General features: G+C 44.8%; 11 protein-coding genes and 2 rRNA genes (1 of these 13 cut by a window edge). 7 read left to right on the top strand and 6 right to left on the bottom strand.

Features of this window, described 5'->3' with window-relative positions; translation table 11 throughout:
• The 7 genes from MKZ11_RS03210 to MKZ11_RS03180 form a co-directional block, all read left to right on the top strand.
• Positions 1–2840 (top strand): 23S ribosomal RNA (locus tag MKZ11_RS03210) (it extends 93 nt beyond the left edge of the window).
• Between the two features lie 82 nt (positions 2841–2922).
• Positions 2923–3038: ribosomal RNA gene (gene rrf / locus MKZ11_RS03205) — 5S ribosomal RNA — on the top strand.
• Between the two features lie 398 nt (positions 3039–3436).
• On the top strand, positions 3437–3601 hold the full coding sequence (locus MKZ11_RS03200; RefSeq protein ID WP_340792614.1) for a hypothetical protein: 165 nt from the start codon (positions 3437–3439) through the stop codon (positions 3599–3601).
• A gap of 157 nt (positions 3602–3758) precedes the next feature.
• Complete coding sequence (locus MKZ11_RS03195) at positions 3759–4586, top strand: YihY/virulence factor BrkB family protein (protein ID WP_340792613.1); 828 nt, start codon at positions 3759–3761, stop codon at positions 4584–4586.
• Positions 4586–5257 carry a response regulator transcription factor gene (locus MKZ11_RS03190; protein WP_340796902.1) on the top strand — a complete coding sequence of 224 codons (672 nt, stop codon included), beginning with the start codon at positions 4586–4588 and terminating at the stop codon, positions 5255–5257. Before MKZ11_RS03195 ends, MKZ11_RS03190 begins: the two co-directional genes overlap by 1 nt.
• Positions 5258–5298: 41 nt before the next feature.
• Complete coding sequence (locus MKZ11_RS03185) at positions 5299–6633, top strand: sensor histidine kinase (protein ID WP_340792612.1); 1335 nt, start codon at positions 5299–5301, stop codon at positions 6631–6633.
• A gap of 75 nt (positions 6634–6708) precedes the next feature.
• Positions 6709–7107: a hypothetical protein gene (locus tag MKZ11_RS03180; RefSeq protein WP_340792611.1), complete on the top strand. Its 399-nt coding sequence runs from the start codon at positions 6709–6711 to the stop codon at positions 7105–7107.
• 76 nt (positions 7108–7183) lie between these two features.
• Here the strand turns inward: MKZ11_RS03180 and MKZ11_RS03175 are convergent, their stop codons facing one another.
• From MKZ11_RS03175 to topB, 6 genes are all read right to left on the bottom strand, one after another.
• Positions 7184–7528: a MaoC family dehydratase gene (locus MKZ11_RS03175; RefSeq protein ID WP_340792610.1), complete on the bottom strand. Its 345-nt coding sequence runs from the start codon at positions 7526–7528 to the stop codon at positions 7184–7186.
• Entirely contained in the window at positions 7525–7920 is a 396-nt protein-coding gene (locus MKZ11_RS03170; RefSeq protein WP_340792609.1) for an FAS1-like dehydratase domain-containing protein, read from the bottom strand. Before MKZ11_RS03170 ends, MKZ11_RS03175 begins: the two co-directional genes overlap by 4 nt.
• On the bottom strand, positions 7917–9014 hold the full coding sequence (locus tag MKZ11_RS03165) for an acetyl-CoA C-acyltransferase (RefSeq protein ID WP_340796901.1): 1098 nt from the start codon (positions 9012–9014) through the stop codon (positions 7917–7919). The genes MKZ11_RS03170 and MKZ11_RS03165 overlap by 4 nt, the downstream gene beginning before the upstream one ends.
• Positions 9010–10476, bottom strand: coding sequence for an AMP-binding protein (locus MKZ11_RS03160; RefSeq protein ID WP_340792608.1), 1467 nt, complete (start codon positions 10474–10476; stop codon positions 9010–9012). Before MKZ11_RS03160 ends, MKZ11_RS03165 begins: the two co-directional genes overlap by 5 nt.
• A gap of 85 nt (positions 10477–10561) precedes the next feature.
• On the bottom strand, positions 10562–11113 hold the full coding sequence (locus tag MKZ11_RS03155; RefSeq protein WP_340792607.1) for a biotin transporter BioY: 552 nt from the start codon (positions 11111–11113) through the stop codon (positions 10562–10564).
• Between the two features lie 165 nt (positions 11114–11278).
• Positions 11279–13429 (bottom strand): type IA DNA topoisomerase, encoded by a 2151-nt coding sequence (gene topB, locus MKZ11_RS03150; protein ID WP_340792606.1) that lies wholly within the window; start codon positions 13427–13429, stop codon positions 11279–11281.
• Positions 13430–13558: the final 129 nt, after the last annotated feature.

Genomic DNA, 13558 nt, shown 5'->3' with positions numbered 1-13558 from the left:
AAGCTTTGATCCGGAGATTTCCGAATGGGGAAACCCACTGTCCATAATGGGACAGTACGTTTACGTGAATACATAGCGTAAACGAGGCACACCCGGAGAACTGAAACATCTAAGTATCCGGAGGAAGAGAAAGAAAAATCGATTCCCTGAGTAGCGGCGAGCGAAACGGGAAGAGCCCAAACCAGGAAGCTTGCTTCCTGGGGTTGTAGGACACTCTATACGGAGTTACAAAGGAATGGATTAGACGAAGCGACCTGGAAAGGTCCGCCGCAGCGGGTAAAAGCCCCGTAGTCGAAAGTCCATTCTCTCCAGAGTGTATCCTGAGTACGGCGGAACACGTGAAATTCCGTCGGAATCCGGGAGGACCATCTCCCAAGGCTAAATACTCCCTAGTGACCGATAGTGAACCAGTACCGTGAGGGAAAGGTGAAAAGCACCCCGGAAGGGGAGTGAAATAGATCCTGAAACCATGTGCCTACAAGTTGTCAGAGCCCGTTAATGGGTGATGGCGTGCCTTTTGTAGAATGAACCGGCGAGTTACGATTCCATGCAAGGTTAAGCAGTGAATGCGGAGCCGCAGCGAAAGCGAGTCTGAATAGGGCGTCAGAGTATGGGGTCGTAGACCCGAAACCAGGTGATCTACCCATGTCCAGGGTGAAGGTAAGGTAACACTTACTGGAGGCCCGAACCCACGTACGTTGAAAAGTGCGGGGATGAGGTGTGGGTAGCGGTGAAATTCCAATCGAACCTGGAGATAGCTGGTTCTCTCCGAAATAGCTTTAGGGCTAGCCTCAAACTTAAGAATCTCGGAGGTAGAGCACTGTTTGGACTAGGGGCCCATCCCGGGTTACCGAATTCAGACAAACTCCGAATGCCGATGATTTATGTTTGGGAGTCAGACTGCGGGTGATAAGATCCGTAGTCGAGAGGGAAACAGCCCAGACCACCAGTTAAGGTCCCCAAGTATTCGTTAAGTGGAAAAGGATGTGGCGTTGCCCAGACAACCAGGATGTTGGCTTAGAAGCAGCCATCATTTAAAGAGTGCGTAATAGCTCACTGGTCGAGTGGCGCTGCGCCGAAAATGTACCGGGGCTAAACGAATCACCGAAACTGTGGATTGACATCTTAGATGTCAGTGGTAGGAGAGCGTTCCAAGGGCGTCGAAGCTAGACCGTAAGGACTGGTGGAGCGCTTGGAAGTGAGAATGCCGGTATGAGTAGCGAAAGAAGGGTGAGAATCCCTTCCACCGAATGCCCAAGGTTTCCTGAGGAAGGCTCGTCCGCTCAGGGTTAGTCAGGACCTAAGTTGAGGCCGAAAGGCGTAGACGATGGACAACAGGTTGATATTCCTGTACCACCTCCCCGCCGTTTGAGTAATGGGGGGACGCAGTAGGATAGGGTGAGCGCGCTGTTGGTTATGCGCGTCTAAGCAGTGAGGTGTGGAATGAGGCAAATCCCGTTCCTATAACATTGAGCTGTGATGGCAAGGGGAGTATTCCCCGGAGTCCCTGATTTCACGCTGCCAAGAAAAGCCTCTAGCGAGGCGGGAGGTGCCTGTACCGCAAACCGACACAGGTAGGCGAGGAGAGAATCCTAAGGTGATCGAGAGAACTCTCGTTAAGGAACTCGGCAAAATGACCCCGTAACTTCGGGAGAAGGGGTGCTCTGGTAGGGTGTTAAAGCCCGAGAGAGCCGCAGTGAATAGGCCCAGGCGACTGTTTAGCAAAAACACAGGTCTCTGCAAAACCGCAAGGTGAAGTATAGGGGCTGACGCCTGCCCGGTGCTGGAAGGTTAAGAGGAGAGGTCAGCGCAAGCGAAGCTTCGAATTGAAGCCCCAGTAAACGGCGGCCGTAACTATAACGGTCCTAAGGTAGCGAAATTCCTTGTCGGGTAAGTTCCGACCCGCACGAAAGGCGTAACGATCTGGGCACTGTCTCAACGAGAGACTCGGTGAAATTATAATACCTGTGAAGATGCAGGTTACCCGCGACAGGACGGAAAGACCCCGTGGAGCTTTACTGTAACCTGATATTGAATTCCGGTGCAGCCTGTACAGGATAGGTAGGAGCCTTGGATTCCGGAGCGCTAGCTTCGGATGAGGCGTTGGTGGGATACTACCCTGGCTGTATTGGACTTCTAACCCATGCCCCTTATCGGGGCAGGAGACAGTGTCAGGCGGGCAGTTTGACTGGGGCGGTCGCCTCCTAAAGAGTAACGGAGGCGCCCAAAGGTTCCCTCAGAATGGTTGGACATCATTCGCAGAGTGCAAAGGCATAAGGGAGCTTGACTGCGAGACCTACAAGTCGAGCAGGGTCGAAAGACGGGCTTAGTGATCCGGTGGTTCCGCATGGAAGGGCCATCGCTCAACGGATAAAAGCTACCCCGGGGATAACAGGCTTATCTCCCCCAAGAGTCCACATCGACGGGGAGGTTTGGCACCTCGATGTCGGCTCATCGCATCCTGGGGCTGTAGTCGGTCCCAAGGGTTGGGCTGTTCGCCCATTAAAGCGGTACGCGAGCTGGGTTCAGAACGTCGTGAGACAGTTCGGTCCCTATCCGTCGCGGGCGCAGGAAATTTGAGAGGAGCTGTCCTTAGTACGAGAGGACCGGGATGGACATACCTCTGGTGTACCAGTTGTCTTGCCAAAGGCATCGCTGGGTAGCTATGTATGGACGGGATAAATGCTGAAAGCATCTAAGCATGAAGCCCCCCTCGAGATGAGATTTCCCATTACGCAAGTAAGTAAGATCCCTCAAAGAAGATGAGGTTGATAGGTCTGGGGTGGAAGCACGGCGACGTGTGGAGCTGACGGATACTAATCGATCGAGGACTTAACCAATTTTGAAAAGGGCTTGATTACCCTGATTCTGTGTAGCACAATGTCTGTTTTATTCAGTTTTGAGCGAACAAGCTCAATAGAGTCTGGTGACGATTGCGAAGAGGTCACACCCGTTCCCATCCCGAACACGGAAGTTAAGCTCTTCAGCGCCGATGGTAGTTGGGGGTTTCCCCCTGTGAGAGTAGGACGTCGCCGGGCACCATGGTTTATATAAAACGAGAGGATTCTTTTGAATCCTCTCGTTTTTCGTTATCTAACTGTTTTACTCACACAACTCTGGTGAAAGTGAGAGAGAGCAAGAACATAAAGAAGAAAAACCATTGCTCATCAGCAATGGTTTTTCTTCTTTATGTTTAATTGGTTATATGATCGTTCTGCAATGCGATAGGAGCGGTCACCCTGATTATATGATTGGTCTGTAATGCGATATGAGCGGTCACCCTGATTATATGATCGGTCTACAATGAGTTAGGAGCGGTCACCCTGATTATATGATTGGTCTGCAATACGATATGAGCGGTCATCCTGGATATATGATCGGCCTGCGATGAGTTAGGAGCGGTCACCCTGATTATATGATCGGTCTACAATGACTTATGAGCGGTCATCCTGTTTATATGATCGTTCTGCAATGCGATATGAGCGGTCACCCTGGTTATATGATCGTTCTGCAATGCGATATGAGCGGTCATCCTGATTATATGATTGGTCTGCAATGCGATATGAGCGGTCACCCTGATTATATGATCGGTTTACAATGAGTTATGAGCGGTCATCCAGTTTATATGATTGGTCTGCAATTGTGTTATGGTCTTTCGTCTTGATAATACGTTTAATCCACAGCAAAATACATTTGTTCAATTAAGTAATCCTATTGCTTTGTTCAGAATAGGGTATATTGGAGAGGGAGGCAAAAAAATGAGAATTGTTAAAAACGTAGTGGTCCGCTTTTTCAATGAACGTTTTTTTGACCAGGCAGCGCAGACCGCGTATTACCTTCTATTATCGATATTTCCGTTTTTCCTTTTCATTCTTTCTTTGCTTAGTTTATTTCCGGTTAATGAGGAGATGCTACTTACCTTTCTTAGACCTTTCACGCCTGACGAGACGTTCAATGTAATAGAAGAGAATGTTCAAGCTGTTCTTAGTAAGGGGCATGGTAAAGTGCTATATGCAAGCCTTGCAGTAGCGTTTTGGATCACTTCGATGGCAGTCCAGTCGCTTGCCCGATCACTGGATTTGGCGAACGGCTATGTACGTCGTTATGCATTTTTGAAAGTACTTATACGTGATTTAGGAGTGACACTTATTTTTATGTTGGTCATTCCGCTATCATTGTTTCTTCCAATTATCGAAAAGGCTTTATATAGAGTCGTTACTTATTACGATACGATTGAAGAATGGCAAGGTTGGTTTTATGTTTGGCCGAATGTAAAATGGAGCTTGGGGACGTTGTTTCTGTTTTTATTCTTCCTATTGTTTTATAAAATTGTGCCAACAGGTAAGATGAAGTTCAAGGAAGCACTACCAGGAGCTATTTTTTCTGCTCTCGGTTGGCAGCTGTTTTCGCTTGTGTTCGGGCGCTATGTATCGAATGTTGACTATACTCGTTTGTATGGACAATTGTCAGGTATTATCCTGCTTGTTATCTGGTTTTATTTGACGGCGGTTATTATTTTACTGTCGGGTTTATTAAATGCGGAATGGCGGAAGTCATCCGGAAGAAAAAGGAGTCGCATAACATGATGAAAATACTAGTCGTAGATGATGATCCGAATATTTTAGAGCTGGTGAGTATCCAACTTACACAGGCGGGGTATACGGTTATAAAAGCTTCTGATGGTTTTGAGGCGCTGGAGCTGTTGGAAGAGGACTTGCCGGACTTGGCCGTAGTTGACGTGATGATGCCAAGGATGGATGGGTATAAGCTGACGAAGAAGCTTAGGGAGGAGGCGGATATACCGGTTTTATTGCTGACTGCCAAGGGAGAGCTTGAAGATAAGGAAAAAGGGTTCTTGGCGGGTTCTGATGATTATGTTGTGAAGCCGTTTGAGCCGCGGGAATTGCTATTTCGGATAAATGCAATTCTACGTAGATATGATAAAGCGGTTGATGTATTCATTCAAGCAGGACCAATGAAAATAAATCGGCAGAGTTATGAAGTTTCTGTTGGAAAAAAAGTGCTGCTTCTGCCGTTAAAAGAGTTTGAATTACTCTCTGTACTGGCATCACGGTCGAATCATGTGTTTACAAGGGAAATCCTGATTGAGCGGGTATGGGGCTATGATTACGAAGGTGATGAACAGACGTTAAATGTTCATATCAAACGAATTCGGGGTAAACTGGCGAAGCTGACAGGAGAAGTGATGATCTCAACAGTGAGGGGTGTTGGATATAAGCTTGAGGTCTTATCTTGAGGTCGCTTTACGGAAAGTTTATAGCCTTTACAATTGGTATAATGATAACAAGTGCTTTGATAGCGTTTCTCGCGGTCAATACATATTACCACCAACAGTTGAAAGGGCAAAACGACGAGAAAAATATGACTATCGCAAAAAGTATTGCTTCATTTATTGAATCGGATGAGAAATTAGACCTGAAAAACTACCTGGAAACGCAATCTGCGGTCGGCTATAAGCTCTACGTTGTCAATGAACAGCGAAAAGCAACTATGTATGGGGAAGCGTTCCGGGTAGAAAATCTTTCAGATAAAGTGATAGATCAAGTACTGAGCGGTGAAGTGTATCATGGGATGGGCAATCTACCGAGCGAAACATTTGTTACGGGCTTTTTTTCGAATGAATTAGCGAATACCGTAGGGGTACCATTTGAATCTAATGGCGAAACATATGCCCTTTTTCTTCGCCCTGATATTAAGATGCTCTTCACAGAAGTGCACTATATTCTTGGCGGGATGGTGCTTATCATGGCAATTATCAGTTTGCTGGCAATGTTGGTTGTGGCTAAAATGTTGATTGACCCAATTACGGAGTTAACTGCTGCGACGAAAAAGGTTGGGGAAGAACAATTTTCAGGAACACTTGATATCAATAGAAGAGATGAAATTGGGCAGCTTGCGAAAAGCTTTCAGCTCATGACGATAAAGCTTAGTGAAAATGATCGTATAAGAAAAGAATTCATCAGCGATGTGTCGCATGATTTCCAATCGCCGCTGCTTAATATAAAAGGGTATGCGGAGCTTCTATTGGATGACAATCTTACGGAAGTTTCACGTAAAAATTATACGACCGTTATCCAATCTGAAACGGAACGATTATCCTCATTGACGAAACAACTTTTGCTTCTCACGTCACTGGATCAGTTAGCCTCTCCGCTTGAGAAGAAGACCTTTGACTTGGACATGCAACTGAAGGAGACAGTTCGCAAGTTTAGATGGCTGCTAGAGGAGAAGGAAATGACGTTAGAAATGGATATTGAAGACGTCCGTTTCACTGGTGATCCTGCATTCCTTGATAAGGTATGGGAGAATCTGCTATCAAATGCATTAAAATATACAGCGAATGGCGGAGAGATAGAAGTCGTGTTAACTGAAGAGCCGGGTCATGTTAAAGTCCTTGTCAAAGATCACGGGATTGGCATGGATGAAGAAGAACTCGGACGCATCTTCGACCGTTTTTACCGGGCCGATAATTCGAGAACGCAGGAAACAGGGGGAACCGGGCTTGGATTATCTATTGCCCAGCAAGTTGTAAAACTGCATGGTGGAACAATTGACGTTATTAGTCAAAAAGGTGAAGGCACGACTTTTATCGTTGTTTTACCGAAGTTGTAATGTCCCGTTCATCTTGCGTTCATATAGGATGACTAAGATAAGGGTATAACATTAACAGTACGGGAGGAATTTAATATGGAGGCAAAATGGAGTTTACGATTAATTCGTGTAGCGGCAATCTTTGGTTTGATCGGGACCGTATTAGGTTCCCATATGGCGGGAGCGGGATCACCAGCATTCCGTCCAATTCACGCACACATTCTTTTAGTTGGTTGGTTGTCTCTATTTGCTTGGGGCGTCTTCTACAGGATCTATAAAGTTCGGGCAAAGAAACTGATCGCGATTCATGGGTGGACAGGAATCATCGGAGCAATTGGTCTGACAACGGGTATGTGGCTACAGTTTATGCATCCATTTGGAGCGAATGAAACACTATCACTCATTCTTTATATTGTCGGCGGTACAATTTTACTTATCAGCTTTGCGTTGTTTATGATTATCACATTTTTAACTGAAAAAGAAAGCAAACGATAATGGCAAACGAAGGTTAGCGTAAAAAAGTCACATCCTCTATAAAAAAAGGATGTGACTCTTTATGTTTGATTATAATTCACGCAACTATAATCGACCCTTTAATAACAATTTCTCCTTTACATAAACCTATAACTTGAAGTCTATCTGCAACGTGCACTACCTGTAAAACTACGATGTCTTCTGCATAAATCGGCGAATAAAAACTAAGTTCATATGTCCATGGGAAATCATTAGGCGTTAACAAATTGCTTGAAGCCTTACTCCAAACTTTCCCCATTATCAGCATGCCATGAGCGATTCTTCCTGAAAATCCATGACTTCTAGCCTGTTCTTCATCCAGATGGATGGGGTTATGATCGCCTGAAACTTCTGCATAATTATCGATATCCTGCTGGGTTAAAAATAACTGGATTTCAATCATGCCAGTTCTCCCGAAACAAGGTGAGAGATTCCAGTAAAACACAAATCTCCTTCCGCATTGTATAAAAAAAGCGTCTGTTTACTGAATGTATGCCCTTTGCGTACTTTTACATCTGTTAAGGAAATAAATCCGGTATATGTTTCGCCAATGTACATTCTTTGGTGATTTATGCACTGCTGTTTACGAAGGATGACGGGGGCTTGCAACATCCATGGTATTTCGAATAATTTATAGAGATTCATTGGCATTGCGGGCGGGACAGGAATTGTCCGAAATCCCAATTTCCGTGCACTTTCCTTGCTATCATATACGGGATTCAAGTCGCCAAGCATTCGGACGTATTCCTGCACGCGCTCTTTCTGAAATAGGAACGACTTTTTCTCTGTATTCACTCCGTCACCTCAAATAAAACTGCGAGACCGACGCCGCCGGCACTTCCAATGGAGGCGAGCACATATTTCATCCCTTTTCTTCTTTGAACCTCATAAAATAATCGAGTGACCAAAATTGCACCGGAGGCCCCGTAAGGATGTCCTGTCGTCAATGCACCGCCGGAAACATTCAGTTTTTCGTACGGAATCGATAATTCCTGCGCGCATGCCACTATTTTAGAAGCGAAGGCTTCGTTTATTTCAAACAAGTCGATATCCTTAATCGATAGTCCGTTCCGATTCAATAGACTATGGATTGCCCGAACTGGAGAAATTCCGGGATAGTCAGGGTGTACTCCACTCACTATACTATCGGCAAATCGTAGAACGGGCTTCATATTGTGTTCCTTTGCAAGCTTTTCTTCCATAACAAGTACTGCCGCAGCCCCATCGTTGATGCCACAGCTGTTTGCAGCGGTAACGGTGCCAGCTTCTTTACAGAAAATAGGTTTTGCGCGTTTCAGCAACTTTTCTAGATCGCGTTCTTTATAGAAGCATTCATCTATATTCATTTCTCCAACTTCAACAATTTCAGGTTGATACAAACCTTCACGAAAAGAATTCCAACTACGCTTATAACTGAGAAGTGCATAGTCATCCTGCATCTTTTTCGTAATTCCGTACTTTTGTGCGACATTTTCTGCCGCCACACCCATATCGGGATCACCTAAACGGTCAGGAGAAAATCGTGCTCTTCCCGGAAACGGGGAAGTACTGGCACTTTCCACCCCTCCTGCGATATAACAGCTCCCTGCTTTCCCTTGAATGAAATGGCATGCCGTCCGGATGGCTTCAAGGCCCGCGCTGCACTGTCTATCAATCGTCATTCCGGTTACTGATAAAGGAAGCCCTGATTCCAACACAGTCAAACGGGCAATATTTCCCCCTGGTCCCACAACGTTCCCGAAAATGATTTCATCTATTTCAGATGTAATCCCTGTCGACAATTCCCGGAGAAGAGGTGCCGCAAGAATATGAGGTTCGATATCCCGGAACGTTCCACCTTTTTTTCCAATAGGTGTCCGTTTCGCTTGTACAACCACCGCTCTCTTAATTTTTGACCACCCCAGTTTCGATTAATTGTTGAACCTGCATACGGGCAATCTTACCACTAGTCGTATGAGGCATCTCTTCTATGAAAAACCATTTACGAGGAAGTTTGTAAGAGGATAGATTATCCATACACAGCTTTTTTAGTTCCTTCTTGGAGGCATGTCCTTTTATGACGGCAACAGGTATTTGCCCCCAGTATGGATCATTCATGCCGGTGACGGCTGCTTCCTTTACATCGGGATGCTCCAGTAGAACCGTTTCGATTTCTTCGGGAAATACATTTACTCCGCCGTATAAAATCATATTTTTCGCCCGCCCGACGATATATAAGTAACCATCTTCGTCTAAATAGCCCATATCATCAACAGTCACCCAATCGTGGTTATCTTTAATTGATTGAATAACATATGATTCGGGATAAATATAACCGTCAAAAACCATTTGGCTCCTGACAAAAATCTTGCCTATTTCCCGGGGTGAAGCTTCATTCGGAAGGGCGTTTCTAATTTGAATTTCAACGTTATGGAAAGGTCTACCTACTGAACCAGGTTTGTCCTTATTGCTATCATTACACAAAAAAGATACAAAACTTAGTTCACTCGCTCCGTAAAACTCGAACATCTTTCCATGGAGAAACTGCTCCCGGATTTTTCGTTTTGAATCTGCTTCCCATTTTGCTCCTGAAGATATGATTTGTATGGGCTTATCAATGATAACTTTTTCTAAGAGTATCGCTTCTATCATTGTAGGTACGATATACAGTATAGTTATCGGGTAGTTTTTGATGAAGTTCAGTGTAAGTAGGGGAGAAAATTTATCCAGCAAATAGATTGTTCCGCCTAAGTACAATACACTGATTGCCCCGTAAAGAAAATGGGAATGGATGAGTGCACCCGGAATGAGAACGTGATCAGTTTCGTCGATGTGAAAATCATGCCGGCTACATTCGAAACTAGCAATCCATGAATCATGGGAACGAATAAAGGCTTTCGGTACTCCGGTTGTTCCGGAGGTGAAACCCATGTAAAAAGGCATTTTCCCTGAAATATCCTCAGTCCATGAAAATTGACATTGAAGGATTTGCCTTAAAGCATCTTTCCAAATAATTATAGTGTGGGCAGTACCGCTTAGGCGATCGGCCAATTCCGCGGTTGTAATGAGTACTGACGGGGAAGAGATGGTCAAGCGCTGTTCGATCTCAGCCGGTTTCCACTTGGTATCGAATGTGGCGGCCACTCGGCCCGACATGGCGGTACCTGTGAAAAGCTGGAGAAAAGCAATGCTGTTTGGCATGAAAATACCGATAGTGTCGGTAGGATCGGTTGTTGAATGTATCCAATTTGCAGTCTTGCAGACAATTGTATGCCACTCGCGGTATGTAATTGCTTCGGATGCTGTTTGAATGGCAATTTTATCAGGGGTGCTGCGAACTTGCTGTAGATATGAACTTGTAATTGTCGGCACATGGATTCTCCTTTTGTAAGAAAAGCGCAAGGCGCCTGGAGTCTAGACACCGACCCAGGTAGAAAAAATTTTTTCTTTTTTATCGTTAGGTGAAAAGTAATTTTCTGTTGAAAATGGGGTACTTTTTTAATTTGACGACTAGAAATGTTGCGAGAGTTGCTTTAATGATATCACCAGGTAAGTAGACAAGACTCAACTTGACGGCAAGCAGCAGATCAATATTCATAACGAAAGCCTGTACAGGTATGCCAAACAAATAAATAAGGAGAATACCAACTGTCAGGTTGATGGGTAAAATAGTAGCAAACCGAACTTCTTTGAAGCGAGATTGAATAGCCCCTAAGCAAAAAGCTGTTATGGGGTAAGATAGCAAATAACCCGCACTCGGTCCAACAAAAACACTGAGTCCGCCCCGACCGCCCGACAAGAGTGGAAGTCCGGCGGCGACGAGCAATAAGAAAACGATTTGACTGATTGCGCCTAAACGGGCACCTAAAATCCCTCCGGCCAGTAGCACGCCGATTGTTTGAAGTGTAATCGGCACGGGTGTAAATGTTAGGAAGATGGGAGGAAGTAACCCCAAGGCTCCCATAATCGCGGCGAATAAAGCAACATGTGTCATTTCTCGAATTTTCATTAGGCATCCCCATACATAGAATAATTAGTTCATATCAATTATTCTAAGTGTCACTCACCAGTTGTGTCAACAATAATTCGATAATGGTTAACGTAAAGGAGGTTAGGAAAAGAAAATATCCACCCCAAAAAGTTTGAGGTGGATATCATTTGTGGTTCAAAGTGTTTAGAACTCAATATTAATTTTCCCGTTTACTAGCGTTAGACTTGCATCAAACTTCTTATCGGAATTGGAGATAAAACCTTTTATAACATTTGTTTTTCCTTTTGTACATAGCAACTTTACTTGAGTTGGTGTGAGTTTTTTCTTCAAAAATACAGCGGGAAAAGTCTGCTTGCAACCACTTTTATAAGCACTGCAACCGTAAAAGTCTTTGCGTGCAATAATCATGCCTTCATTACAAGCAGGACATGGAGCTACTTCAACTTGTTTATAAGAGGTGCGTTGAGTCGTCTTGCCCACCACATTGGCGGCGAGTTTTGGGTCAATCGGCTTGGCGTTTAATTGGCGCGGTACTTCCTCCAATAAGCTATTGATGAACTTCGCAATGCTGCCGAGAAAGCGCTCCTGTGTTCCTTCACCATTGCCGATTTTGCGTAAATACGCTTCCCATTTTGCGGTCATTGAAGGGCTTGCAAGAAGATTTCCTTCGATTGCCTGACACAGGATGCGCCCTTTATCGGTAATGGAAACAATGTTTTTTGTCACGTCGATATAACCGTGACGCTTGATCGTTTCGATGATACCGCTTCGGGTCGCTTCTGTACCGAGTCCTTCAATTTCTTTTAAAATATCGGTCTCTTTTTTGTCCTCGACGAGCTTCCCGCAAGTTTTCATCATCGCAATTAACTGGCCTTCCGTATACGGTTTTGGCGGCATTGTTTTGCCTTCTTTAATGCCGATATCACTTTCGACGGGTTCGTGCTTCACAAGTGGCGGCAGCGTAGGCTCGTCCTTCTCTTTATCATTTTCCTTCGCTGAAAGGACGAATAACGCTTTCCAACCTTTATCGCGTTCCGTCTTTCCGACTGTGAAGAAGGGGAGATTATTGACGTCTGTTGTCACTTTCGTTTCGGTGTACAGGTAATCAGTATGGAACATGGCGAGTGTAGTACGAACAACTTCTTCATATAAGTTGCGCTCGAGAGTTGAGAGGCCAGCAAGCACCCCCTGTGACGGGATTTTCTTCGTCGGAATGATTGCGTAATGCTCCTGTACTTTTGAACTGTCGACATAGCGCTTTTTCGGAGCGAGTGAAGCGACAGGGAAAGTTTGACCGATAAGCTGTTGGTATTCAGTTACTTGCCCGGCGAGATAAGTGAACTCGCTTGGAGTAATATACCGAGAATCCGTCCTTGGGTACGTCACGAGTTTCTTTTCATAGAGCCCTTGCATTGTCTTCAACACATTCGCGGGACTCGTTTTCCATAGGCGGTTTGCTGTTGCCTGTAGTGTAGAGAGCGCGTGTAGTTGAGGCGGTGGTGTTCGCTTTTCGACTGTTTCTACGGATATAACGACACCGGGCGACTTCGGATGAATATCATGTTTTACGAGAAGGTCCCGAATAATTTCTCTTTTTGGTTCCTTCGCTTTCGCTTTTCCTTTGTATGTTCCATTTGCGGCGGTGAAAGTCGCTTCAATTTCATAAAATGGTTCCGAAACGAATGTTTCAATTTCCTTTTGCCGCTGATAAATAAGGTAAACAGTCGGCGATTGCACACGTCCGATTGAAAATACGTCTCGAATTCCACGTCCTTGCAGGAGAAGGGAATAAAGGCGGGAACCATTCATACCAACGAGCCAGTCACTTATTTGACGGGCTTTTGCTTCTTCATACATCAGCAAGTCTTTGCGATTATCCTGTAGATTTGAGAAACCTTTTCGAACTTCATCCACTTCAAGCGAATTGATCCAAAGCCGTTTGATCGTTTGGTTTTTAGCACCTGTTTGATAATAAATACTATAGAAGATATTCGATCCTTCACGGTCCACGTCACATGCGTTAATGACAGTATCCGTCCCTTTAATCAGCTTTTTAACAATTGCAAACTGCTTGCTTTTACCCTTTGCGACCTGAAATTCATAGCGTTCCGGTAAAATTGGTAAACTGGCAAGCGACCATTTGGCCCATTTCGGATCGTACTCTTTTGGTTCTTTCAATTCGACAAGGTGGCCGACTCCCCATGTAATGTACGCACCTTCTGAAAAAATTGGGGAAGGCAATAGCTCTAAGTAACCTTCATGCCGACGTACAGAAAAAGCGTCAGCATATGCCTTCGCCTGGCTTGGTTTTTCGGCTAGGATGACCGGTTTCATGACAACACCTCTTTGATTTCAATAATAGAAATGCTAGTTCTTATACTACTAGTATCTCATAAATGAAGGGTGTTATCTAATGCGCAAATAGGGTATATGATGTAAACAATTATGAAGGCACAAACTAAC

Origin of the sequence: Sporosarcina sp. FSL K6-1508 (genome assembly GCF_038007465.1) — a bacterium.
Classification (GTDB): domain Bacteria; phylum Bacillota; class Bacilli; order Bacillales_A; family Planococcaceae; genus Sporosarcina; species Sporosarcina psychrophila_B.
The sequence above is the reverse complement of the archived record's forward strand: the minus strand, read 5'-3'. Positions and strand labels throughout refer to the sequence as shown.

Bases quoted from the DNA above. Each gene is read 5' to 3' on its own strand.
- MKZ11_RS03200 (WP_340792614.1), top strand. From the start codon at position 3,437: ATGAGCGGTCATCCTGTTTATATGATCGTTCTGCAATGCGATATGAGC.
- MKZ11_RS03195 (WP_340792613.1), top strand. From the start codon at position 3,759: ATGAGAATTGTTAAAAACGTAGTGGTCCGCTTTTTCAATGAACGTTTT.
- MKZ11_RS03190 (WP_340796902.1), top strand. From the start codon at position 4,586: ATGAAAATACTAGTCGTAGATGATGATCCGAATATTTTAGAGCTGGTG.
- MKZ11_RS03185 (WP_340792612.1), top strand. From the start codon at position 5,299: ATGATAACAAGTGCTTTGATAGCGTTTCTCGCGGTCAATACATATTAC.
- MKZ11_RS03180 (WP_340792611.1), top strand. From the start codon at position 6,709: ATGGAGGCAAAATGGAGTTTACGATTAATTCGTGTAGCGGCAATCTTT.
- MKZ11_RS03175 (WP_340792610.1), bottom strand. From the start codon at position 7,528: ATGATTGAAATCCAGTTATTTTTAACCCAGCAGGATATCGATAATTAT.
- MKZ11_RS03155 (WP_340792607.1), bottom strand. From the start codon at position 11,113: ATGAAAATTCGAGAAATGACACATGTTGCTTTATTCGCCGCGATTATG.
- topB (WP_340792606.1), bottom strand. From the start codon at position 13,429: ATGAAACCGGTCATCCTAGCCGAAAAACCAAGCCAGGCGAAGGCATAT.